Annotated in this window: 21 protein-coding genes; 3 read left to right on the plus strand and 18 right to left on the minus strand. The window is 69.6% G+C overall.

Translation table 11 applies throughout. The annotated features are described in order from the left end of the window. Positions 1-8 precede the first annotated feature (8 nt). Both ACFQ2V_RS04080 and ACFQ2V_RS04085 read right to left on the minus strand, forming a co-directional pair. Entirely contained in the window at positions 9-779 is a 771-nt protein-coding gene (locus tag ACFQ2V_RS04080; protein WP_449343038.1) for an alpha-amylase family glycosyl hydrolase, read from the minus strand. 80 nt (positions 780-859) lie between these two features. Further along, a complete protein-coding gene (locus tag ACFQ2V_RS04085; RefSeq protein ID WP_386050950.1) occupies positions 860-1,609 on the minus strand; it encodes a CoxG family protein in 750 nt (249 codons plus the stop codon). A gap of 59 nt (positions 1,610-1,668) precedes the next feature. Here ACFQ2V_RS04085 and ACFQ2V_RS04090 point away from each other — a divergent pair, with 59 nt between their 5' ends. From ACFQ2V_RS04090 to ACFQ2V_RS04100, 3 genes are all read left to right on the plus strand, one after another. Beyond that, on the plus strand, positions 1,669-2,076 hold the full coding sequence (locus tag ACFQ2V_RS04090; protein WP_386051049.1) for a response regulator: 408 nt from the start codon (positions 1,669-1,671) through the stop codon (positions 2,074-2,076). 95 nt (positions 2,077-2,171) lie between these two features. Next, positions 2,172-2,537 carry an Hpt domain-containing protein gene (locus ACFQ2V_RS04095; RefSeq protein ID WP_386050951.1) on the plus strand — a complete coding sequence of 122 codons (366 nt, stop codon included), beginning with the start codon at positions 2,172-2,174 and terminating at the stop codon, positions 2,535-2,537. After that, positions 2,534-5,065: a hybrid sensor histidine kinase/response regulator gene (locus ACFQ2V_RS04100; RefSeq protein ID WP_386050953.1), complete on the plus strand. Its 2,532-nt coding sequence runs from the start codon at positions 2,534-2,536 to the stop codon at positions 5,063-5,065. Before ACFQ2V_RS04095 ends, ACFQ2V_RS04100 begins: the two co-directional genes overlap by 4 nt. A 196-nt stretch (positions 5,066-5,261) precedes the next feature. Here the strand turns inward: ACFQ2V_RS04100 and ACFQ2V_RS04105 are convergent, their stop codons facing one another. The 16 genes from ACFQ2V_RS04105 to ACFQ2V_RS04180 all read right to left on the minus strand — a co-directional run bounded on the left by ACFQ2V_RS04105 (position 5,262) and on the right by ACFQ2V_RS04180 (position 23,900). Further along, positions 5,262-6,758 (minus strand): flavin-containing monooxygenase, encoded by a 1,497-nt coding sequence (locus ACFQ2V_RS04105; protein WP_386050955.1) that lies wholly within the window; start codon positions 6,756-6,758, stop codon positions 5,262-5,264. Between the two features lie 24 nt (positions 6,759-6,782). Further along, positions 6,783-8,957, minus strand: a complete 2,175-nt coding sequence (gene cofG / locus ACFQ2V_RS04110; protein WP_386050957.1) for a 7,8-didemethyl-8-hydroxy-5-deazariboflavin synthase CofG — start codon at positions 8,955-8,957, stop codon at positions 6,783-6,785. A gap of 304 nt (positions 8,958-9,261) precedes the next feature. Beyond that, entirely contained in the window at positions 9,262-10,554 is a 1,293-nt protein-coding gene (eno, locus tag ACFQ2V_RS04115) for a phosphopyruvate hydratase (protein WP_386050959.1), read from the minus strand. Further along, the gene (locus ACFQ2V_RS04120; protein ID WP_386050961.1) at positions 10,551-11,591 is read right to left on the minus strand and encodes a phosphotransferase family protein; all 1,041 of its coding nucleotides are present in this window, start codon (positions 11,589-11,591) and stop codon (positions 10,551-10,553) included. The genes eno and ACFQ2V_RS04120 overlap by 4 nt, the downstream gene beginning before the upstream one ends. 31 nt (positions 11,592-11,622) lie before the next feature. Beyond that, positions 11,623-12,393: an SDR family NAD(P)-dependent oxidoreductase gene (locus ACFQ2V_RS04125; protein ID WP_386050963.1), complete on the minus strand. Its 771-nt coding sequence runs from the start codon at positions 12,391-12,393 to the stop codon at positions 11,623-11,625. Then, positions 12,390-13,310, minus strand: coding sequence for a fumarylacetoacetate hydrolase family protein (locus ACFQ2V_RS04130; protein ID WP_386050965.1), 921 nt, complete (start codon positions 13,308-13,310; stop codon positions 12,390-12,392). Before ACFQ2V_RS04130 ends, ACFQ2V_RS04125 begins: the two co-directional genes overlap by 4 nt. Beyond that, the gene (locus ACFQ2V_RS04135) at positions 13,307-13,972 is read right to left on the minus strand and encodes a bifunctional 4-hydroxy-2-oxoglutarate aldolase/2-dehydro-3-deoxy-phosphogluconate aldolase (RefSeq protein WP_386050967.1); all 666 of its coding nucleotides are present in this window, start codon (positions 13,970-13,972) and stop codon (positions 13,307-13,309) included. The genes ACFQ2V_RS04130 and ACFQ2V_RS04135 overlap by 4 nt, the downstream gene beginning before the upstream one ends. Continuing rightward, on the minus strand, positions 13,957-15,117 hold the full coding sequence (locus ACFQ2V_RS04140) for a pyridoxal phosphate-dependent aminotransferase (protein WP_386050969.1): 1,161 nt from the start codon (positions 15,115-15,117) through the stop codon (positions 13,957-13,959). Before ACFQ2V_RS04140 ends, ACFQ2V_RS04135 begins: the two co-directional genes overlap by 16 nt. Before the next feature lie 8 nt (positions 15,118-15,125). Beyond that, complete coding sequence (locus ACFQ2V_RS04145; protein ID WP_386050971.1) at positions 15,126-16,142, minus strand: LLM class flavin-dependent oxidoreductase; 1,017 nt, start codon at positions 16,140-16,142, stop codon at positions 15,126-15,128. Further along, a complete protein-coding gene (locus ACFQ2V_RS04150; protein WP_386050972.1) occupies positions 16,139-16,567 on the minus strand; it encodes a nuclear transport factor 2 family protein in 429 nt (142 codons plus the stop codon). The genes ACFQ2V_RS04145 and ACFQ2V_RS04150 overlap by 4 nt, the downstream gene beginning before the upstream one ends. After that, on the minus strand, positions 16,564-17,565 hold the full coding sequence (locus ACFQ2V_RS04155) for a sugar kinase (protein WP_386050974.1): 1,002 nt from the start codon (positions 17,563-17,565) through the stop codon (positions 16,564-16,566). The genes ACFQ2V_RS04150 and ACFQ2V_RS04155 overlap by 4 nt, the downstream gene beginning before the upstream one ends. Beyond that, on the minus strand, positions 17,562-19,151 hold the full coding sequence (locus ACFQ2V_RS04160; RefSeq protein WP_386050976.1) for a hydantoinase/oxoprolinase N-terminal domain-containing protein: 1,590 nt from the start codon (positions 19,149-19,151) through the stop codon (positions 17,562-17,564). Before ACFQ2V_RS04160 ends, ACFQ2V_RS04155 begins: the two co-directional genes overlap by 4 nt. Continuing rightward, the gene (locus ACFQ2V_RS04165; RefSeq protein WP_386050978.1) at positions 19,148-20,227 is read right to left on the minus strand and encodes a DUF917 domain-containing protein; all 1,080 of its coding nucleotides are present in this window, start codon (positions 20,225-20,227) and stop codon (positions 19,148-19,150) included. Before ACFQ2V_RS04165 ends, ACFQ2V_RS04160 begins: the two co-directional genes overlap by 4 nt. Positions 20,228-20,240: 13 nt before the next feature. Further along, positions 20,241-22,553 (minus strand): xanthine dehydrogenase family protein molybdopterin-binding subunit, encoded by a 2,313-nt coding sequence (locus tag ACFQ2V_RS04170; RefSeq protein ID WP_386050980.1) that lies wholly within the window; start codon positions 22,551-22,553, stop codon positions 20,241-20,243. Further along, entirely contained in the window at positions 22,546-23,019 is a 474-nt protein-coding gene (locus tag ACFQ2V_RS04175) for a (2Fe-2S)-binding protein (protein WP_386050981.1), read from the minus strand. The genes ACFQ2V_RS04170 and ACFQ2V_RS04175 overlap by 8 nt, the downstream gene beginning before the upstream one ends. Then, a complete protein-coding gene (locus tag ACFQ2V_RS04180) occupies positions 23,019-23,900 on the minus strand; it encodes an FAD binding domain-containing protein (RefSeq protein ID WP_386050983.1) in 882 nt (293 codons plus the stop codon). The genes ACFQ2V_RS04175 and ACFQ2V_RS04180 overlap by 1 nt, the downstream gene beginning before the upstream one ends. Positions 23,901-23,927: the final 27 nt, after the last annotated feature.

A 23,927-nucleotide genomic window follows, 5' to 3' on the forward strand; every position in this document is an offset into this window, starting at 1 on the left:
ACACCGACCTACTCCTGGGACAGCGGCCGGAACCAGGCCGCGGCCTCCGGCGACAGCAGGCTGGTGGTCGTTCCGGCGGAAACCCGCCCGGGCTCGCTGTTCAGGATGAGTCGCCCCGGGATCGGTGCTGGGCGCGAGGAGAAGTTGATCAGGCAGTGCCATTCGTCGGATCGCGCGAAGCGCAGGACCTGAGGGTCGCCGGTGTCGATCCACGAGAAGTGTTCGCAGTCCGCGAGGTCGCGGCGTAGGGCAATCGCTCGACGGTAGAGCTCGAGCGAGCTGTCGAGGTGGCCGCTCTGGGACGAGGCGGCGTAGTCGGTGAACCACGGGGGTTGCGGTAGCCAGGACCCGTTGCCCCCGAAGCCGAACGAGCTGCCGTCCGGGGTCCAGGGCAGAGGGACCCGGCAGCCGTCACGCCCCTTGAGGCGGTGACCCGTGCGTTCGTAGACCGGGTCCTGCAGGGCGTCGGCGGGCAGGTCAGCGACCTCGAGCAGTCCCAGCTCCTCGCCCTGGTAGAGGTATGCGGATCCCGGCAGGGCGAGCATCATGACGGTGGCCGCACGCGCCCGACCGCCGCGGTGACCGGGTTCAGGGGGAAGTGCGGCGTCGGCGCAGCACGTCAGCGACCCCGGGGCACCCGCCGCTCCGACCTGAGCGAACCGTCTCGAACCCGAGCCGGGGTGTGAGGGCGTCCCGGTCGCGGCCAAGCCCCTGCGCGGGACCTCGGACGACGACCGGGACGCTGTGAGCGACGTACCCGCAGCCCGGGGTGCTGACACCGCACCGGGCGCTTCTGCCGCGAGGCGGGAGCGCTGGACGCGGACACGACGCGACCTCAACGACCTCCTCAACGACTTGATCAATGACCTCGTCGCTGACGAGGCCGCCGTGTCGTCGTGAATCTGCGGATCGAGCTCCGAAGCCGTGCCCGAAGAGCAGCAGCGAGCAGGGCGAGGGCGCTCGGCGGACGAGCACCGACCTCCGGTTCTGCGCCAGCAGCCGCTTGGTCGATGGCGCGCGCGAAGTCCTCGAACATGCGCGTGCTCACGTCACCAGCGAGCGAGCGGCCAAACCCTGCGATGCGGCCGGTCAGGAACACCTTTGCGTCTGCGTGCAGCGAGGTGCCTGCTTCTGATGCTGTGGCGACCATGACGATCCCGGCCTGCGCGCTGCCGCCCCCAGTGTCCTTGCCCTGGGCGTTGAGGACGATGCGGTGGGGCTGCTGCTCGAGCACCTGCGCCACCCCTTGGAAGGAGAGACGCACCGGCCCGAGTGCGATGCGGGCACGTCCGCGGTACCAGCCATCACCCAGCTCATCCGTGAGCTCGGCGCCCGGGAGGCACCGGGCAAGCAGCCGCACGTCATCAGATGGGGACTGGCGTGGGCCAGCCGCTCGTGCGCGCCCTAGCGGAGCCCCGGAGCGTGGTGTGCGACGATCCCGGTGAGCCCCTCTGCTGATGTAGGTGCGGTCACCCAGCGAGATGGAATCTGCTGGCACAGCGCAGGATTGCATGTTCTCGTCCGGCCGCCGAAGACTGTCGAGAGTGACTGAGCCGACGGGGTGCCGTGAAGTCTGACGTACTAGAGGAACGGTGTGCACATGCGGCATATCGGGCACACTGAGCCCATGATCTTCTGCAATAGGCTTCCGTGCGCTAGTTGCGCGAGATGACCGCGGGCGAATTGGATGCTGGGCGAGAAGTCGAGCGCCGGATCTTGGTGGTCGACGATGACGAGCTCATTCGTGAAGTGGCGCAGATGAGTCTGGAGGTCATCGGCGGCTGGAGGGTGACGACGGCCGGAGGTGGTCAGGAGGCCATAGATCGGGCCCGCGCGGATCTGCCCGATGCAATCGTCATGGACGTGATGATGCCCGGCATGGACGGTCCAACCGCGGCCGTGGCTCTGCGCGCTGACCCGGCCACGGCCGGGATCCCCATTGTGTTGCTGACGGCCAAGGTGCAATCGATCCGCGATGGTGCCTTGGCCGGTCTTCCCGTCGAGGGTGTGCTCGGCAAGCCGTTTGACCCGATGCTGCTGCCCGGCGAGCTGTCAGCGATCCTGGGCTGGTCCTGATGATCCCCAGCCAAGGTGGAGCCCGCGATCGCGAGGCGACCGGAGTCGGGGGCGCCGGCGGCGAGTCATCCGAGTCCGGCCCCGTGGACTCGGCGATGGCTGGCTTCCGCGAACGTGCCAGGGTCTCCAACCTCGCCAGGACGGAGGCCATTGCTGAGGCACTTGAGGCAATGTGCGACGGAACGCTGCCAGACGAGGTGCGTTTGCGGGGGCGGGCCGCCGCGCACACGGTGGCGGGTTCGGCTGGGACGTTCGGGTTCCACGAAGCTAGTGAGCAGGCCCGCGCCATCGAGGCTCTCCTGGACGACGTCGGTGCGCGCGCGGACCTGGCGAGCGGTGCCCACCGTGGGCTTGCGCAGCTGGCTCTTCTGCGTCAAGACCTGGGCGACCCGTCCATTGCGGAAGGACACTCGGCTGGTGACGGATCCACCCGGCGAAGCGGGGACCAGCCGTGCCCATGACTCGCGGCGCGAGTGGCAGGACGTTGCGTCGCGGCCTGGTTCTCGCGGCCATCGTCGCCGTGGTGCTGCCGTTGCTGGTGGTGACCGTCGCCCTCGCCGGCTTCGCTGACGTCCGGCAGGCCCAGGGGAAAGCGATATCCGTACTGACTGCCCAACAGTTTCAGCAAGATGCGGACATGATGCATGACGCCATCCACGCGGACGTGCTTGCCGCTGCCGTCAACAGCCGGACGGGTGGGGAGGCCGGCCCCACGCTCGACCAGCGGGTGGACGCGCATGTCGCCCAGCTCAGGACGGACCTGACCAAGCTCGAGGGTTTCGACCTTCCGCCGGGCTTGGCCGCGGACGTCAGACAGCTTCGACCCCGGCTGGAGTCCTATGCTGACGAGGCCGCGGCTCTTGCCGATCTGGCACTGCGGAGTCCCGCCACGGCGCGCGCCCGACTGGGCGAGTTCGAGGCGGACTTTCGGGCACTGGAGCAGCCCCAGGCATCCCTGACGAGCAGGCTGGCCGAGGCGGCCGGGGCGGAGACGGAGGCAGCCGACAGCCGCCAGACCCAGGCCGTTTTCTGGACCGCCGCGGCAGCTACCGGCATGTTGCTGGCCATGCTGGTGCTCGCCTATTTCCTCCATCGGCTGGGCGTGGGCAACGAGGCCCTTCTGTTGCGTTTGCGCGAGCACAGCGAGCGGCTGGCGCGCAGCAACGACGAGCTCCGATCTGCACAGCAGATGGCCCGGGTGGGCAGCTGGCGGTGGGAGGCCGCTTCGGGGGCCTCCGAGTGGAGCGAGGAGCTCTACCGCATTCTGGGGTTGCAGCCCAACATGGCCGGAGACCATGCAGAACTGTTTGCCGGTCGGGTGCACCCCGATGACCTGCGTCAGGTCGAGCGGGAGCGGCGTGCGGCAGCCGACTCCGGGGGCGACATTCGGTCCGAGTACCGGATCGTGCGGCCCGACGGGGTAGTGCGTGAGGTGGTGGGGCTCGGCACGGCCGTTCGTGACGAGCAGGGCGCGGTGGTGCGTCTGGTCGGAACGATCCAGGACGTCACCGAGCAGCGGGCTCTCGAGAGGATGAAGGACGAGTTCGTCGCGGTCATCAGCCACGAGCTACGCACTCCGCTCACATCGATCAGGGGCGCCCTCGGGCTCATCGCAGGCGGAGCGGCCGGAGCCCTGCCGGCCAAGGCACAGCGGATGGCCGACATCGCCCTGCACAGCAGCCAGCGACTCGTGCGCCTGGTCAACGACATCCTCGATGTGGAGAAGATGGCTGCAGGCAAGCTGGAGCTCGACCTTGACTTGGTGCCCGCGGCCGAGCTGGTCGACGGCGCCATCGAGGAGATGCGGGCCATGGCCGATCTTGCCGACGTGACCATCGCCGCCCTCCCTATGGACGCGGTCGTGCTCGCGGACCGAGATCGCGTCGCGCAGGTGTTGACCAACCTGCTCAGCAACGCCGTGAAGTTCTCCCCTCCCGGCGGGGCTGTCCTCGTGTCAGCGGGTCCCTCGGATACGAGCGGCATGGCGCAGTTCATGATCACCGACCAAGGCGCGGGAATCCCGGCAGACCAGCTCGAGAAGGTGTTTGACCGGTTCACGCAAGCCGACGGGACGGATACCCGGGCCAAAGGGGGCACGGGCCTGGGGCTTCCCATCTGCCGCGGCATCGTTGATCTCCACGGCGGCACCATCCGGGCCACGAGCGACCCCGGCCGGGGTACAACGTTCACTTTCACCCTGCCCATGGCACCCCACTCGGGTGACCACGCCGCGTCAGGGCCACTCCCGGTCGGCGCAGTCCTCATCTGTGACGACGACCCCGACGTGGTGGAGGTCCTAGCCGCGATGCTCGAGGCGCACGGCTACTCCACCTTGCGCGCCCACAGCGGCGCCGAGGCCTTGACGCTCGCCGTCGACCAAGCCCCCAGCCTGGTGCTCATGGATCTGCGCATGCCGGGGATGTCCGGCTGGGAGACCATAGCGGGCCTGCGCGCCAACCCGGCCACCGCCGAGATCCCGATCATCATCTTGAGCGCTCTCGCTCCCGATGACATGGACGTGCCGGCCGCCTCGTCCTGGTTGACCAAACCAGTCGACCAACACGACCTGTTGGCCTCGCTCCGGCGGGCGCTCGGCGCCGACCAGACCACCAGCGTTCTGGTGGTGGAGGACGATGAGGAACTGGGCGAGGTTCTCAGGACGTTCTTCATCGATCATGGCGTACGGGCCAGGGTCGCCCACACCGGGGCACAGGCCCTGTCCATGTGCCGCGAAGTCCGTCCCGATATTCTCGTCCTGGACCTGGGCCTGCCCGATATCGACGGATATGCCGTCGTAGAGGCGATGCGCCAGGACGAGCGTCTGCGGTCGCTGCCGCTGCTCGTGTACACCGGCTCCCTGCTCACGGCATCCGACCGACATCGTCTGGTGCTGGGCGAGACTCGGTTCGCGACCAAGGCGGGTGAGTCGTCGACCGAGTTCGCGGCACAAATGATCAGCCTTCTGCGCAAGGTGACCTCCCGCCCCTGACCGAACGCGAACGCGAACGGCGCAGCAAAGCGCAACTCGCTTCTACCTGTCCCGCACGATGATGACGTTGCGGGTTGGTCCAACCCTGCAATGACCGATGGGGCGGGGCTCCGGCCAGCACTTCTGGGTTGGCCCAAGCCGCGCACGCCATCCCGCTGGCTGCTCGCCTGTGATCTTCATCGATGTGAGAGGCCTGTCACCTCGGGGCATCTTGAGGCCAAGGCCTCCTCACGGCCGTGTTCACACCCCGGGGCAAAGAGGACTCGAAACCGACCGTGCGGACCGCATAGGGGCGGGCGTCGAAGGTGCTGAAGCGTTCGCGAAACTCGGTTGCTCGCCCTGGCCAGAGCAGGGCCTGTCGTCCGTTGCGGGGGTCGACGTACCAGTTAGAGCAGCCGCTCGTCCATGGCTTTCCGCGGCTTCGATCGGCGATCTCGAGCGCAAGGGCCCGTTCTGCCTCGCTGGAGACCTCGAGGATCATGCCGGACTCAGTGTGGCGCAGGGCTCCGAGGAGATAGTCGATCTGTGTCTCGATCATCACCACAGCGGAGTTGTGGCTGAGGCTCGCGTTCGGGCCGTCGAGGATGTACATGTTGGGGAAGCCGTGGACCGCGGTGGAGGCGTAAGCCTGCATGCCGTCGGCCCAGTGCTCCTCAAGCGTGCGACCTGTGCGGCCGCGGACGAGGCCGGCATACGGCTGGCGAGTGGTGTGGAAGCCCGTCGCAAGGATCACGACGTCAACCTCAAACCGATTCTGCTCACTGTGGACTGCTTCGGGATCAAACCGGACCAGGGCCCCCGTGATGGTGACGTGTGGTAGCGAAGCAGTGCGGTAGAAGTCGTTGGAAAAGAGCACGCGCTTGCAGCCGAAATCGTGGTCTGGGGTGAGCCGCTCTCGCAAACCCGCGTCGGGGACCTGGTGGGCTAGATGCTGCAAGGCCCGCGACCGGGCTTGGAGCCGAGCGCCCAGGTCGCCGACCCGGGCGTCGTAGAGCCGTTCCGCGTCGGCGAAGAGGTCGGCGCGCAAGGCGACGAGATCGTCGGGGTGCTCCGCGAAGCGGGCGCGGGCCTGCGGGCTGTACGGTTCATCCTCGCGCGGCAGGATGTACGGCGCGCTGCGTTGCATCATCACGACAGACCGCGCGCGCCGGGCCACCTCTGGGAGGAGCTGGATCGCGGAGGCGCCGGTCCCGACGACGGCAACACGGGCACCGTCGAGCCCCACGGAGTGGTCCCACGCGGACGAATGGAAGGTTGGTCCTGCGAACTGGCCAGGCACCTCAGGCACGCGCGGCGCCGTGAGCCGTCCGGCGGCAAGGACGAGCACCTCGGCGCTCACAGGTCCAGCGGAGGTCGTCAGCTGCCATCCGCAGCCGTCCCATCTGGCCGCTTCCAGGTTCGTGTCGAGGCGAAGGTAACGACGGATGGGGTCTGCGGCGCGTTCGAGATAGTCGCGGATCTCGACGCCTGGCGCGAACCGCCGGGAGAACGAGGGGTTAGGCAGGAAGGAGAAACAGTAGAGGTGCGCGGGGACGTCGCAGGCGACTCCGGGATAGGTGTTGTCCCGCCAAGTGCCGCCCACGGCAGACGCTCGCTCGATGATGACGAACGAGTCCTCCCCCTCGGCCTTGAGGCGCAGGGCGGCGCCCAGCCCGGCGAAGCCGGCGCCGACAATCGCGACTCGGACTTTCATCTGGACGTCCTCACCGGTAGATCTTCATCGGGTTGAGGTGCCGTAGGTCGTCGTGCGCAGCCGAAGTGTACGGCCGAGGGAACGGGCGAGCTGGCGGGCCGTTTCGACGGTCAGTTCACGGCCGAACTCGGCACCAGCCTGCGGCAAGACGCGACCGTCAAGCAGGGTGCCGCCGAGGTCATCGGCCCCCGACCGCAGTGCGGCGGCAGCGCCTGCGAGACCCAAACGCGTCCACGGGGCCTGGTGGTGGTTGATGCTGCCGTGCAGCATGAGACGCGCCACAGCGTGCACGGCGCGTGCCTCGTCCATATCCGGCGTCGTGCCGGGCAGGGGCATCGGGATGAACTCAGTAAAACCGCCAGTCTCGGCTTGGATCGTGCGCAGCCGTCGTAGGTGCATCACTCGGTGCTCGTGTGTCTCGCCGTGGCCGTAGAACATCACCGAGGTCGACCGCAGCCCCGCCGCGTGCGCGGCCCTGATGCAGGCGAGCCATTTGGGGACCGCCAAGTCGCTGGGGAACGTCCGTGCCCGATAGACCTCGTCGAGGATCTTGACGCCTGTGCCGGGCACGGTGTCGACGCCGGCCGCTGCGAGGCTTTGGAGGTGTTCGTCGAGGTTGCGTCCGGTACGGCGCGCCCCGTCGACCACGTCGGCTGGCCGGAACGCGTGCAGGTGGATCCCAGGGGCGCCTCGTTTTACGGCGGAGGCGACCTGCTCATAGATGTCGTCGGGCGAGTCGGCGGGCGCCACGCCCTGAATGCATATCTCGGTGGCGCCGAGATCCCATGCGTCGGCGGCGGCCCGCTCGACCACCTCCGGGTCGGAGCAGAGGTCAGAGCCCAGGTTGCGGTTCACGACGAGGCTCGCTGTTGCGCCCACGACCGACCGTCGCAGCTCGTCCGCGATGGCCGAGAGCCGGTCGAGCTCGCCGCCGCGCGCTCTCAGAAGCTGGACGCAGTCCGCGTCGGTGAGGCTCGACGGGTCCGTAGCGGCTCGGCGCAAGAGATCGGCGCTGGCGGCTCTCCTCGGCGGATCCACCGGGTGCGGCAGACGTGTCCCGGAGGTGTGGCTTGCGGCGAGCACCGGACCATGGAGTCCGGCGTCGATCCATCGGTTGCGGTCATCCACGTATGGCTGGTGGACGGTGAGGCGCGGGCGCAACCTGAAACCAGCCCTACGCGTGATCCCCTCCAACTCGTCGAGGCCCGGCCACGGCCGTTCCGGATTGACGTGGTCGGCCGTCAACGGGCTGACGCCTCCCCAGTCGTCGACTCCGGCTGCGAGCAGCCCCATCAAATCGGACGGCTGGCTCAGGTTCGGCGGCGCCTGGATGCGCATGTCAGGGCCGAGCACGACGCGTGCGGTGGCCAGCGCCGCGTGGTACTCCTCCAGCCCGGCGTCTGCCACGCCCACCATCGCGGTTGCGGGCTTGGCGCGGAAGTTCTGGATGATGACCTCTTGGACGTGCCCGTGCCGCTCGTGCACCTCGCGCAGCGCGATGAGCGACTCTGCCCGGTCCTCGAGCGACTCCCCGATGCCGATGAGCAGCCCCGTTGTGAAGGGTACCTGGGCCCGACCAGCGTCCTCCAGCACCGCCAGGCGAACCTGCGGGTCCTTGTCCGGGGAGCCATAATGCGCTCCACCGGTCTGCTCGAAGATCGCGCGCGAGGTCGTCTCGAGCATCATCCCCATGGAGGGTGCGGTCGGGCGCAGGGCCTGCAGTTCAGCGAGACTGAGCACACCGGGGTTGAGGTGCGGCAGCAGTCCGGTCTCGGCGGTGATCCGCCGGGCAAGGTGAGCCACATATTCCAGGGTCGATGCGAAGCCGTGCTCTTCCAACCAGCTACGAGCCACCGGCCAGCGCTCCTCGGGACGGTCCCCCAAGGTGAGCAGCGCTTCCTTGCAGCCCAACCGAGCGCCTTGCTGCGCGACCGCCAGGACCTGCTCCTCCGAGAGATAGGGAGACAGGCCCTTCGTGGCGAGCTTGGCGGGGGTGTCGACGAACGTGCAGTAGCGGCAACGGTCCCGGCAAAGCGTCGTCACCGGGACGAAAACCTTGGGCGAGTAGGTGATGACACCGGGACGCCCGGCCCGCTCGAGCCCGATGTCACGGAGACGTCCCGCTTGCGCCATCAGCGCCGCGAGTGAGTCACCACTCGCGGACAACATCTCGACCAGCTCAGCGACAACTTGACGCACAGAATCTCCAGTTCATTTGAACGACCCAAGACCACGCCGAGTCCGGTCCCCGAGTGCCGCCGCACGCAGCCCTGGCGCCACGCCCGCCACGCGTCATCGCCGTCACAGTCGCACGGCGGAACGCCAACCAACCATACGGTGCAGTGTGACCGCAGTCGCCAGCAGCGAAATTGCGGACGCACCGAGACAGCCACTGCACGATCTCTCTTGCCTCGGCGACCTGGGCACGCAGCCAGCAGAGGCTCCCAGCCCTCGTCATCGTGACGCAGGCACCGTGTTTCGTCACCGCACGATTCGTTCGATCTCACCTCAGCGGATGGTCGTCAGCCCACGGCCATGGCGCCAAGCACGCGGCGCCCCCGGCCGAAGCCTCGATCTCCAGCAGGCGATTCCACTTGGTGGTGCGCTCTGAACGCATCGTCGAGCCCACCTTGATCTGCCCGGCGTCGAGGCCTACCGCGAGATCCGAGAGCCAGTGGTCCTCGGTGTCGCCGGAACGTGCGCTGACGACCGTCGCGTAACCCTGGCGTTGCGCGAGCTCCAGCACCCGTCGCGCCCTGCTGAACGTGCCCGCCTGGTTGGGCTTGACCAAGACTGCATTGGCCACAGACGTCTGGAACCCGCGCTCGAGCCGCGCGGCATTCGTGGCAAAGAGGTCATCGCCCACGATCTGGCAATCCGTCCCCAAGAGGCTCGTCGCGGCCGCCCAGCCGTGCCACTCGTCCTCGGCAAGGACGTCTTCCAGCGAGACAACAGGGTAGGCGTCGCACCAGCTCAGCAACCTCCGCAGCCACGCACGTTCGTCTAGCCGCTCGCCCTCGAGCTCGAGGTGGTACGCCTCGCCATCCCACAGTTGGTTCGCGGCGATGTCCACGGCCAGGCTCACGTCGGCGCCAGGGGCCAGACCTGCTCGGTGAATCCCGTCAACGACAGCCGCCAGTGCCGCCTCGTTGTCGGGCAGCGCCGCCGCGAGGCCGCCTTCGTCGGCCACCAGCGCAGTGGCGTGACCGCGCTCGCGGAGCACCTCCGCAGTCCCCGCCCGGACCCGGGAGACCCACTCAAGCGCCTGGGTGAAGGTGGTCGCGCCCACCGGGACGGCCAAGATGTCCTGGACGTCCAAGGCCCTGCCTGCATGGGCGCCTCCGGAGATGATGTTGACCATCGGCATCGGCAGCCGCGGGCGGTTCCCGCCGAGAAGGCGCCAGAGCGGCATACGAGCCGCATCTGCTCCCGCCAAGGCGGCGGCGAGCGAGATGGCGAGCACAGCGTTGGCTCCGACCCCGCCCAGGAGCGGGTCCGCGTCCATCCTCTCGAGCGCGGCGTCCACCGCCGCCGTGTCCCGAGCGTCGAGCCCCATCACGGCATCTCTCAGGACAGCCTCGACGTTCGCCACCGCCCGTCGCACGCCGAACCCGTCGTATCGCTCGTCACCATCGCGGAGCTCGCGTGCCTCGTGGCTTCCGGTCGACGCCCCGGACGGTGCCAGTGCCCGGCCATGGGCACCGTTCGCGAGGCTGACGACGCAACCCACGGTGGGACGGCCACGGGAGTCGAGGGCCTCCCAGGCCGTGACCCTGCTGATCGTGGCCCCGGTCATGAGACCAGCACGTTCCGGAGCTCGAACAACCCTTCAAGCTCGTCGCGGGGCTCCCGCAGAAGGGCGACGCCGAGTGCAAGGCTGTGCGCCTTCTCCTTTGCGCTGAGGTACTCGGCCGGCGACCGGCCGACGACCCTGGCGACGAGTAGCGCCCCCACGTGCGACAGCATCGAGCTCATCCGGGGCGAGAGGCCAGATTCCGCCGAGCCGCCGTCGGAACTGACCTCCCGGGCGTATGCCCCGAGGAACTCTCGCAGGCAGTTGTCGTAGCGCGGCGCCCAAGCCGGGCGGTGGATCGCCTTGAGCGTGAGGTGGGAGGCCATGAACGCCAGGTCGAAGACAGGGTGTCCATGGTGGGCCACCTCGAAGTCGATGACCCACAGAGGCAGCTCCTCCTCCGGAGGACCCACGAGGACGTTCTTGGGCGAGAAGTCACCATGCACCAAGCACAGCCGCCGTGTCGAAAGCTCCTCGGCCAAGGCCAGGATCTGGGCCGACAGCTCCGGCCTCCTCCGTGCCGCCGTGCGGTAGTAGGGCTCTAGCCTCAAGACGTCGAACGAGGACTGGCCGTGGACTTCGGCTGGCAGCTCTGCGCGGAGCGTCAGCCGCTGCCACCGACCCAGCACCTCGCCAAGCTGCCCGCCCACGGGCGGGTTGACGTCACCATGCAGGAGCTGCGTCTTCCAGTCCCGCCACTGCCCCGGAGCGCCCTCGATGACGATGACGTTGTTGGCCCGGTCCCGATGCACGACCCCCGGTACCCGGCTCGGCGTCAGGCACCGGACGTGGTCGAGCGCAGCCGCTTCGGCGATCACCCTCTCCCGCGGCGCATGCCACTCGTCTCGCACGCGCAGCCTGCCGAGTGACTGCTTCACCACGACGCGGCGGTGGCCGTCATCGACAGCCAGCACGACGTTGCTCACTCCGCCACTCAGCGCCGACGCCGTCACGGAGTGCCCGGCGAGCAGGCCCCTGTCCTGGACGTACGCAACGACGGACTGCTCGTCGAGCAGGCCTTCGACGACCTGGTGGTTCATGTCTCCTCCTGAGTAGGGCGGCAGGCGGCGGTCAGTACGTGGCCCTGCCGCCGGAGAGGTCGAACGTGAACCCGGTGGTGAAGCTGCACTCCGGCGACACCATCCAAGCGAGCATCTGGGCCGCCTCGAGAACGCTGCCCATGCGCCGCATCGGGATCTTGTCGGTCATGTACCGCAAGGTCTCCTCCGGCTGGGTGTCGAGGAACGCCGTGCGGATGACCGCCGGCGCCAGGGCGTTGATCGTGATGCCGTCCTCGGCGTACTCCTTGCCCTGCGCCTTGACCATGCCGATGATGGCGGCCTTGGTGGAGGAGTAGGCGACCATCCCCGGGTTGCCCTCCTTGCCGGCGATGGAGGCGACGTGGGCGATGCGCCCGTAACCATGCTTCAGCATGTAGGGCACCGCGCACTGGGTGACCACGAGCGCACCCCGGAGGTTGATCGCGACCACGTGGTCGAAGTCGGGCAAGGACACCTCATGGCTGCGCAGCCCCAAGGGCCCGGTGACGCCCGCACAGTTGACGACCGCGTGGACCTGACGGAGGTGCTCCTCCGCTGCAGCGAAGGCCTCCGCCACCGAGGCAGCGTCCGTCACGTCCGCATGCCATCCCCACGCCCGACCGCCTTCGGCGACGGCGCTGGACGCCGTGCGGTCGGCAGCAGCGGCGTCGCGGTCGACACAGACGACCGACGCGCCACGCCGTGCGAGGAGCAGCGCGCACGCCTCGCCGATGCCGGACCCGGCGCCCACCACGACCACGCCCTGTCCGGCTACTGCCGGGGCAGATGTCTCGACCCTCATGCGAGTCCTCCCGCCGGCTCAGGTTGAGGCAGGCGCGCGGCGTCGTCGGCGCGGCTGACGACGTAGCCGCGGAACGCGTGGCACTGCCCGCCGAGTCCGTCGATCCCGAGCTCGACGACATCGCCGTCGCGCACGAACCGCGGCGGTGTGAAACCGGACCCGACACCGGGCGGCGTCCCCGTGTTGATGATGTCGCCGGGGCGGAGCACCATGAACTGGCTGATGTACCAGATGAGGTGCTCGACGCCGAAGATCATGTCGGCAGTCGTCGAGTCCTGGCGCAGCTCGCCGTTGACGCGCAGGTGCAGCCGCAGGTCCTGCGGGTCGGGCACCTCGTCGGCGGTGACCAGCCAGGGGCCCAACGGGCTGAACGTCTCGCAGTTCTTCCCCTTGTCCCACTGGCCACCCCGCTCCATCTGGAACTCACGTTCCGAGACGTCGTTACTGACGACGAACCCCGCGACGTGGCTCAGCGCTTGCGCGGGACTGTCGAGGTAGCGGGTCTGGACGCCGATGACGACGCCGAGCTCGACCTCGTAGTCCGTCTTCTCGCTGCCGCGCGGGATGCGGACCGTGTCGTTCGGCCCGACGACGGTGTCGCCCGCCTTGAGGAACAGGATGGGCTCCGACGGCACCGGCAGGCCTGCCTCCCGAGCGTGCTCGCGGTAGTTGAGGCCGACACAGACGATCTTTCCTACGCCGTGGACGGGGGCAGCGATTCGCAGGTTGCCGTGCTCGAGCCGAGGCAGCTCCGGCCCGCGCTCCTCGAGCCGCTGCGCGAGCGGCCGCAGCATCTCCGGGTGAAGGGTCTGCGGGACGATGTCGGGAACCAGCTCACTGATGTCGACGAGGCTCCCGTCGGGAAGCAGGGCGGCCGGCCGCTCCGCACCGGGGGCGCCCACTCGCAGCAGCTTCATCGCGCTCCTCCCGCACTCTCGACCGCGCGCCGGGCGCGGTCCGCGAGCCCGGACAGGTCCTCGGCAGAGGACACCAGACCGGAGCCGAGGGCCACGGCGACGGCGCCCGCACCGAGGAAGTCGGCCACCGACGTCACGTCGATCCCGCCGGTCGGCACGAAAGCCACCTCCGGCAGTGGACCGCGAAGGGCCTTGAGATACTCGACCCCTCCCGGTCCCGCCGGGAAGAGCTTGACCATGGCTGCGCCGGCCTCGACGGCCCGACGCACCTCCGTGGCGGTGAAGGCGCCGGGGAGCGAGAGCATCCCTCGCCGAACCGTGGCCTCGATGACGTCGACGTTCACGTCCGGAGAGACGATGAACTGCGCTCCCGCGTCGGCCGCCTCCTCCACCTCACGGACCGACAGAACGGTCCCCGCACCGATGACGGCACGCTCACCGACCACCGCACGGGCGGCCGTCACCGCCCGGAGGGCGTTCTCGGTGGTCAGCGTGAACTCCATCGCGGTGACCCCGCTGCTGACAAGGGTCTCGGTGATGGCGGTGGCCGCGACCTCGCTCAGGCGGGGCAGTCGCACGATGGCTACGATCCGCCCGGCGCGGATGGCCCGCTCAGCCTGGTCCGCTCGCTCCGCCGGCCTGACGGTCATGCATTCCTCCATTGAGAGACGGCCTCCACGAGGCGCTGCGTGCCGGTGCGGAGCTGATCCAGATCGGTCGCCAGCGACAGACGGACCACGCCGGCACCCGCGGGGCCGAACGTCAGGCCCGGCGCCACCGCGACGCCCTTCTCGGCCACCAGCCGCCGCGCAAACGCGTAGGAGTCCGAAGACGCGGCCGAGATGTCGGCGAGGATGTAGAAGGCACCCTTCGGCTCGTTGATGAGCAGACCACCGGAGCGCAACAGGTCGACAACCACGTCACGGCGGGCGCGATACGACGCGGTCATCTCGCGCACGCACGACTGGTCCCCCTCCAAGGCTGCTTGGCCGGCCTTCTGCGTGACGGACGTGGCGCAGCTGACGACCGGCTCCTGCACCTTGGCGACCAGATCTATGAGCGAGCTCTCACCGGCGACGTAACCCATCCGCCAGCCGGTCATGGCATAGCTCTTCGACATGCTGAACACGCTGAGGACTCGGCCGTCGTGCTCAAGAGAACCGGGGCTGACATGCTCCCCCTCGAAGACGATCTGCTCGTAGCACTCGTCGGAGATGAGGTAGAGGTCGTGGCGACGCGCGATGTCCACGAGCTCCTCGATCACCCAACGCGGGAAGACCGCTCCTGTGGGGTTGCCGGGCGAGTTGATGATGAGCACCTTGGCGCCCGGCTCCGCCGCGAGAGCGTCGAGCCGCTCGAGATCGGGGATGTAGCCCTCGTCGGGCAACAGCGGGTACCGCGAGACCTGGGCGCTCAGCGTGTCGGCCATCATCTCGTAGTTGGGCCAGCCGGGGTCGGGCAGCAGGATGGCGTCACCCGGAGACACGAGGGCCACCAGACTCTCGAAGAGCGCGTTCACCGCGCCACAGCTGATGACGACGTCGTCTGCAGCAACGTCTATCGCGTTGTCCCGCTTCAACTTCGCGGTGATGCTCTCGCGGACCTCCAGCAGGCCCTTGTTCGCGGTGTACGTGGTGTAGCCCTGTGTCGCGGCCGCGCAGGCAGCCTCGACGATGTGAGTGGGCGTCGCGAAGTCGGGTTGGCCCACCTCGAGGTGGAGCACGTCGGAGCGCTGCGCCGCGAGGTCCATGATCTCGCGGATGCCCGAGCGCTTCATGTCTCGGATGCGTGGTGCCGGCACGGCCATGGTTTCTCCTACTGCACTGAGGACGTCTGGTGGGCGGTGACCTGGGGTAGCACGTGACGAGCCAGCAGGTCGATGGTGTGGTCGGCATGTTCGGCGGGAGTCGGAAAGAGCGCCACCTGGTCGGAACCGGCGTCGATCAGCCGCTCGATCTTGCGGGCGCACTCGTCGGGGTCGCCGGCCACCGCGAGGTCCTCCACCCAGGCGTCGGGCATGTCGGCCAGCACCTTCTGCAGGCCACCTGCCTCGATCATCGCGACGAGCTGGTCGTTGATGCCGTATGCCGCGGTGATGGCGTTCGGGCCTCCGGCCGCCAGGTAGAAGGCGACTGCCGCCCGGGCGCGCTGTCTGGCGAGGGCGCCGTCCTCGTCGACCGCGCAGAGCGCGAAGGTCGTGACCCGATGGTCCTGCGACCTGCGTCCACTCGTGGCCACACCCTTGCCGATCTGGTCGCGTGCCCACCTGACGTAGCCCGTGCCGGCCAGGACCGACAGCAGGGTGCCGTCGGCGATGGCGCCCGAGAGCTGCAACATCTTCGGGCCCGCCACCCCGAGCTGCAGCGGGACCGGCTCGGTCACCGGATAGACCAGCTCGACACCGTTGAACGTGAACAGGCCGGAGGACTCGTCGAGCCTGCCGCCTTGGAGCAGGGTACGCAGCGCAGAGACGCACTCGCGCACGGCGCGGAGGGGAGACGAGGGCTGCAGGCCCATCTGCTCGAGCCAGACCGGGACGCCCAGCCCGACCGCAGGCATCAGCCGGCCTGGGAACGCCCTCGCGAGCGTGGCGATCTCCATGGCCAGCACGGCGGGGTGCCTGGTGACGGCGGAGACCACGCCGAGCCCCACGGGGATCGAGCTGCTCGCGCCGAGCGCCAGGGCCGCGCCGGAGATCCCACCCGTGAAGAAGCAGTCCTCCGACAACCACACCTCGCTGAAGCCTTGCTGCTCCGCTGAGGCGACCATGCCGCGCAACCGCTCGGGCGGGATCTCGCTGCCGAGCACGAGCCCTACGTGACCGCTGTTCATGATGTGCTCCTGGAGTCGTCGGCAGCTGCGAGCGACCGGTCCGCCGGCCGGTAGGGCGGTAGGTAGCGGTACACCTGCCGGGTGTCGTTGTTCTCGTGGAGGGCGACGACCAGGCCGTCACGGACCCTCACGACGTCCACGCCGTGGTTCGACCACGGGTGGCCGTCGGCTGTCACTGCGGTCTCCTCCCAGATGCCCGCACCCCACTCCCCGTCCACGAGGACCTCACCCAAGGTGAAGCGCACGTCGGTGAGCAGGCCGCCCGCGAACTCGAAGAACGCGTTCGCAGCGACCTTGCCCCGCACCTCGGCCTGGCCGAGGAACCGGACCTCGACGTCGTCGTGCATCACGGCGAGCATCCCGTCCTTGTCGCCGGCGAGGAACGCGGCATACATGGCCTCGATGACCTCCTGAGTCGTCCTCATGAGCTGTGTGCCTCCAGGGGTGGGTGGACGTCGAGGTAGCTCTCGAGCAGTCGTTCGGGGCTCTGGCCCGCGGGGACGGCTTCCCAGTCCCCGGACGTGGTGACGGCCCGGGCCCCGAGAAGGGCGCCGAGGCGGACACCGTCAAGCAACGGCCAGTCGCGCAGGAGTCCCGTCACCACCCCCGCGGCGAAGGCGTCGCCCGCGCCGACAGGGTCGACCACTCTCGCAACCGGAAACGGCGCCACCGGCGTGGCCCTTCCACGCTCGTAGAGGACGGCGCCCTGGGAGCCCGCCTTGACGATCACCGCTCGCAGGCCGTCGGCGCACAGTGCCTCCGCCGCCTGCTGCACCGCAAGGCCCGGGGCGAGCACAGCCATCTCGTCGTCGCCGGCGATCAGCACGTGGACGCTGGCCCGGATCCGAGCGAAGTCGTCGCGTGCTCGTTCGCCGTCCCACACGCCAGGGCGGATGTTGGGGTCGAAGACCACGGTCGATCCCGCCGCCGCGAAGTGTTCCACCGCGTTGCGGACCACGGCCGACAGTCCCTCGGGACGTCCGAGTCCGAGCGACAGCCCGCTGACGACGAGGACTCCGGGCGTCCCGATGCCCTCCAGACGCGCGGCTGCAGCGGTGAGCCGGGACGCTGCCGAGCCGCCTCGGTAGTAGTAGACCCGGCGCAGGCCGTCGTCGAACCGCTCCTTGAAGAACACCCCCGTGGGCGCCGCGGCGTCGGTCTGGACGAAGCTGGCGTCCACTCCCTGATCCTCGAGCGTGCGTCGCACGAGCCGACCCACCGGGTCGTCCCCCACCGCCGACACCAGGGCGGCCCGGTGGCCCAGCCGCGCGGCCGCGATCAGGACGTTCGTCTCGGCCCCGGCCACCCGCAGCGTGAAGTGCTCGGCGTCCTCCAGCGGACCGGGCCGGTCCGGGTCCAGCATCCCCATGACCTCGCCGATGCCCAAGACCTCTGGCGGCCCCGCCGCGGCGTGCGCGCTCATCCGCTCACTGCTGCCTGCGTAGCCGGCGCCGCCGTGCGGGTCGAGTCGAGACGTCCCGCCGCCCTGGCGCGGATGCGCACCGCGTCGCCCGGCAGGTAGGCGAGCTGGATCTCCTCGAGGTCGACGTCGCGCACACTCGAGGGGATGGCGCCACTCTGGACGGCCCGGTCCCTGGCCTCTGTCTGCGCCTCTTCGATGAGGCTCTCGCGGGACCGTCCCTCGGCGCGGAAGATGCGGTCCACCTCACCGCTGACCTCCGCGATCGCGGCTCCGACGGCGTTGGCGACCTCGTGGTGCGGCGGCCGCAGCACCTCCAGGGCGCCCGGCAGGTCCTCGGGCACGAGGAACGAGCCGCCACCGACGGCGATGACGGTCACCGGGTCGGCGGTGGTCCGCATCCGGTCCAGCGCCACGGCCATGAGCTCGGTGGTCGCCGCCGAGACCGACTCGGCCAGCTCGGGAGTCACCTGGGGTGTTGTCGTCTCCCGGTCGTGCAGTCTCAGACCGCGCGCCACGGCGACGTCGGTGAGCGTGAGCGTGTCGCCGCCGAAGCAGAGCGCGCGCCGCGTGATCTCGTAGCCCACGCTGTCGGGTCCGAGGCGCACGGCGGCACCGCCCTGGCCGCCGCGGACGATCGTGCCGCCGCCGAGGGCCACGGACACGAGGTCGGGCATGCGGAAGTTCGTGACGACGCCGCCGACGTCGACGGCGATGCCGGACTCACGCGGAAAACCGGCCACGAGCGCGCCGAGGTCAGCCGTCGTGCCGCCCACGTCGATGACGATCGCGTCGCTGCGGCCGGAGAGCAGCGCTCCGCCGCGGAGGCTGTTGGTCGGGCCCGAGGCGACGGTGAGGACCGGGTACTCCGCGGCCTGGGACAACGACATCAGCGTGCCGTCGTTCTGAGACAGGTAGGTCGCGGCACTGACGCCGGCCGCAGTCAGGGCCTGCACGAAACCGTTGGTCGCGCGCTGGGCCACGCCGGTCAGGGCCGCGTTCATGACGGCCGCGTTCTCCCGCTCGAGCAGGCCGATGGAGCCGATCTCGTGGCTCACCGTGATGGGCAGGTCGAGCATCTCCCGCAGGAGCTCTGCTGCCGCCCGCTCATGGTCCGGGTTGGCCGGCGAGAACACGCTGCTGATGGCCACGGCGTCGACTGCTCCGCCCCAGTCCCTGCCAGCCCGGCGGACCGCCGCCACGTCGAGCGGTGCGATCTCCCTCCCGTCGTAGTGGTGGCCACCACCGACCACGCGGGAGTCGGCCAGCACCACGTCCCGCAGGTCTTCCGGCCAGTCGGCGAGAGGTTCGATCGCCGTGGTGGCGGGTGCGCCGATGCGCAGGACCGCGACCCGGCGCAGGCCGCGTCGCTCGACGATCGCGTTCGTGCACTGGGTGGTCCCGAGCATGGCGAGCGTGACGCTCGCCGGGTCGTGCCCGACGAGGACTGCGTTGAGGGCGTCCACCACACCGGTCTCGATGTCGAGGGTCGTCGGCCGCTTCACCGACGCCAAGATCGTGTTGGCGTCGTCGAGCAGCACCGCATCGGTATTGGTGCCGCCCACGTCGATGCCGATACGAACGGTCACTGTGCGTCCTCCAGCCGGATCGGGTCCATGTCGTAGCCGAAGGCGCGAGGCTCCACGAGCCGCAACGCCTCGGGTCGCCACCACAGTGGCGACGACGGGATGCCGACCACGTGCACCCGCAGCCCGTAACGCATCCCTTCGGTGGTCAGCGGTTGACCGCTGTCCGCCTCCACGAGGCTGATGAGGTCCGGAACGGCAGCGAGGACCTCTCCCCCGGACCGGACGATGAGGTTCTCGTTCTGGAAATCCACCTCGGCGGAGCTGCCACCGTCCTGGTCCAGGCCGGACAGCGAGAGCCGGCCCCGTACGAAGCCGGCCGCAGTCGTGCGCTTCACGTCGACGACCTTGCCGGTGAAAAGGCGCCGCGCACCACACAGCGGCGCGATCGCGGCGATGGCGTCGCGGCCCTCCGTCCGGGCGTCGCGCAGCGCGCGACCGATGCCGACCGCCAGGCTCACGCTGCGCGGGACGGCCCACTCACGCAGGAACGGGCCGTCAACCGCGTAGTGCGCGACGACCGCCGAGCCGCCCATGCCGACGACGACGGAGCGCGCGAGCCGCTCGGCCGACGCGTTGTCCGCCGCGTCCGTCAGCGCGACGACGTTGCGCGACTCGTCGGCCAGCACCAGAGGCCATGCTTGGGCGCCGCCGGCTCCCAAGGTGACCATCTGCACCTCCGGGAACGCCCGGCCCATGCCATCAGCGTCGACGAGCGGCAGGCCGCGACGCGCCGCCAGGACGATGGGAATCGTCGAGTTGATGCCACCGGCCTCGATCGGCATGGTGGCCACCACGGGCTGTCGCACGAGTCGCTCGAAGCCCTCCATCACCAGATCCAGCTCGTGGCCGCCCGGGATCCGCTCGAGGATCACCGTCGGCGCGCCGATCATGGCGACCGGCACTACGACGCCCTCGTCCGGGACATCCTCGGGGGGGATCACGGTCACTGGTCCGTGCTCTCGCACGGCGGCCAAGGCCATCAACGTCCCGACGCGGGGATCGCCACCGCCTCCGGTCCCGAGCAGGGTCGCGCCGAGCGCCAGGTCCCTGATCGCCTGCTCGTCGAGCGTCCGCACCTGCGGTGGGGCTTCAGCGTGCACGGTCATACTGGCTCTCCTGGTTCGTTGAAGCGGCCCAGCTCTCGGCGGGCGCCCGCAGGTGTTCGAGCACCCGCTGCGGCGTCAGGGGCAGCTCTCGGGTGGTCCTCCCGATGGCACGCGTCACCGCGTTCGCGATGGCCGCGCCGGGCAGGATGATCGGTGGCTCACCGACGCCCTTGGCGCCATGGGGGCCATCCTCGGAGGCGTTCTCGACGAGGATGCATTCCAGCGGTGGGGTCTCCATGGCCGTGGGCAGCTTGTAGGTGTCCAACGACTGGTTGCGCACCAGTCCGCGGTCGAGGACCTCCTCCTCGTAGAGCGCCAGACCAAGACCCTGCAGGACGCCGCCCTGGATCTGCCCCTCCACGGCCGGGGGCACGAGGGCCTTGCCCACGTCTTGGGCTGCGACGTAGCGCAGCACCTCGATGCGACCCGTCTCCTCATCGACGGCGACCTCGACGGCGTGACAGTGGAAGCTCGGCGAGTTGAAGGTCGGGTAGAAGTGGTGGGGCCCGACACACGAGGGGTTGTACTCGGTCGGTGGAGCGACGTACCGGGCGGAGGCATGGATCGGCCCACGACGGTTGAGCGCCGACTGAGCCACCGCGGACAGCTGGAGGGTGACCGACGGCAGCCCGCGCACCTGCACGGTGCCGTCGATGAGCTCGAGGTCACCCTCCCCCACCTCCAGCAGCTCCGCCGCCTCGGCGAAGACCTGCGCGCGCACCAGGTCGCAGGCCTCGAGGACGGCGTTCCCGACGTTGAACGTGGTCCTGCTGCCCTGGGCGCCGAAGTCGAAGGCACCGGTGCCCGTGTCACCGGTCGCCGCCAGCCGCACCGACTCGGGACTCACGCCCATGCGTTCTGCGACCAGGTGCACGACACCCGTGGCGAGGGCCCCCGAGCCGATCTCGGTCGCTCCCGTGATCACTGACACCGTGCCGTCGCCCTCGAGCAGGGCGGTCGCCCCTGCGGGGCCGGCTGTCGTGGTCCACCAGCTGCAGGCGAAGCCGACGGCCGTCCCCGGCTCGCGCGGCCTGTCGTACTCGATCGCCTCCAGCGCACGGTCCACGCACTCGGCGATGCTCGGGGAGGTGATCACCTGGCCGTTGAGGGCCACGTCGCCAGGCTGGAAGAAGTGACGCCGGCGCAGCGCGACGGGGTCTTCGCCGAGGTGGCGGGCAATCTCGTCCATGTGCGCCTCGACCGCGAGCACCATCTGCGGGCCGGAAGGGCCGCGGTACGCGCCGGTGGGCTGGGTGTTCGTGTAGACCGACAGGGCGGTGCTGCGAACATTGTCAATGCGGTAAGGCCCGGTCGCCTGCAGCGTCGCCACCGAGGCGATGAAGGGAGTGTCGTGCGCATAGGCGCCCGAGTCGAGCAGACAGGTCACCTCCCTCCCGATGATCCGGCCGGCGGCGTCGACGGCGCTCCGGATCAGGACGACAGAGTTCTCCCGGGGGTTCGCGGATGCCAGCTCCTCGGCTCGCGAGCTCACCATCTTCACTGGTCGCCCGGACTTGCGGGCCAGCAGGGCAGCGAAGTGCTCGAGGGTGACGTCCAGCTTGCCGCCGAAACCGCCGCCGACCGTCGAGGCGCTGATCCGCACGCGTGACTCCGGGACCCCGAGGATCTTGGCCAGTGTGCCGCGCACACCGAACGGGTTCTGCGTGCTCGTCGTGACCTCGTAGCTGCCATCAGGCGCCACGGTGGCCAGGCAGGCGCGCGGTTCGATGTAGCCCTGATGCACGCGTGGCGTGACGTACCGGCCCTCGAGCACGTGGGTAGCCTCGGCGAAGGCTGCGTCCACATCACCGGCGGTCACGACGCTGCGGCCGTTGATGTTGCCATCGCGGTGCGTCTCGAACACCGTCGAGTAGCCCTGGTAGTCCGTGTGCACCAGCGCGCTGCCGTCACCGAGTGCAGCCTCCACGTCGAAGACGCCGGCCTCGGCATCGGCCTCGACGACCACGGCGCCCATGGCGGCGGCGAGGGTCTCGCGGTCCGGGGCAGCGACCACCACGACGGGCTCTGAGGCGAACCGGATGAACGCGCTCGCCAGCGGCGGCTGGTCGTTGACCACCATCCCGTATGCCGGGACCGGCAGGTCCGCCGCCGTGACCACCGTGACGCCGTCCATCGCCTCAGCGGCGCTGGTGTCGACGCGGCGGATCCGTCCGCGCGGGATCCGGGCCCGGACCACGCCGCCCAGAAGCATGTGAGGGGCGTAGAGATCCACGCCGTAGACCGCACGACCGGTGACCTTGCCGCGCGCGTCGCTGCGGTGGAACTTCTCAGCCACGGGAACCTGCCTGTGCGCGCAGGGTGAGAGACTCCACCGCGTCGAGGATCTTGGTATAGCCAGTGCACCGGCAGAGGTTGCCGACCAGGCCGGCCTTGATCTCCTCGCGCGAGGCGTCCGGCTTCTCCTCAAGGAGCGCCCGAGCGGCCAGGATCATCCCGGGCGTACAGATGCCGCACTGAACCGCACCCGCGCGAGCGAACGCTCCTTGCACCTCGTCGAGGTCGTCGCCCGGTCCGGTCAGACCCTGCACGGTGGTGATCTCCCCATCCTCAGCGCGGGCCACCGGCAGCAGGCAGGACAGGACGGGCAAGCCGTCGAGCAGCACCGTGCACGAGCCACAACGCCCTTCTCGGCAGCCGGGCTTGGGCGAGGTGTCACCGACCTCGTCACGCAGCACGTCGACAAGAGGCGTCATGGGTGCGGCCGACACCGGAACGCGGCGGCCGTTGACTCGAAGGTTCATCATGCGAGTGCGTCTCCGACCTGTGGGGTTACAGAAGGGCCCAGGGCCAGGGCCAGCGTGAGGGTGCGACGGACCAGCGGGCCGGCTACCCGGCCGCGGTATTCGGCGGTGGACTCGTCGTCGTCGTGGAAGCGGCGGCCCTTGACGCCGATGACCTCGACGAGTTCGGCCATGGTCTCCGCGCTCGTGTCGGCACCGACCAGGGCGGACTCGATGGCGGGCAACCGGCTCGGACGGTCGTGGAGCGAGCCGACCGCGACCCGGGCCTGCACGATCTCGTCTCCGTCGACCTGCAGGACGGCGCTGACCAGACCGGTGGAAAGGTCCATGCCCCGCCGCGCGAGCTTGATGGTGGCCCCGGTCCAGCCCGCCTCGGAGGCCAGGTCGTGGGTGACACGTGCGATGAGCTGGGAGGTCAGCAGGCCGCGGTCCACGACGTCATGGATGGACAGCCTCTGCCCGTTCGCGAGGTGCACGTGCGCGTCGAGGGCCAGCAGGGCCGGCACCAGGTCGGCCTGCGGGAACCCCGAGGCCAAGTTGCCGCCCAAGGTGGCAAGGCTGCGCACGGCAGGCCCGGCGGTCACGGACGCAGCCATCGTCAACGCCCGTTGCGCACCGGTCCGGGGGCCTCGCTCGATGCGGCGGAGGGTGGCGAGCGCCCCGACGGACCCGTCGGCCACCTCGTCGTGGCCTGCGATGCGGTGCAGGCTGATGAGGTGCTCTGGCATCGGCTCGCCGTGGGCGGCGCGCCACATGAGGTAGGTCGCGCCCCCGGCCACGGCGGAGTTGAGCGGGTGCGCGTCCACGAGAGCAGACGCCTCCTCCCAGGTCGCCGGGGCGTGCACGAGCCCCACCTGTCCGCGTGCGTCGATCTGCGTCATCAATTTCTCCTTGTTGCATCTTTCGCA

The organism is Terrabacter terrigena, assembly GCF_042676085.1.
GTDB classification, from domain to species: domain Bacteria; phylum Actinomycetota; class Actinomycetes; order Actinomycetales; family Dermatophilaceae; genus Terrabacter; species Terrabacter terrigena.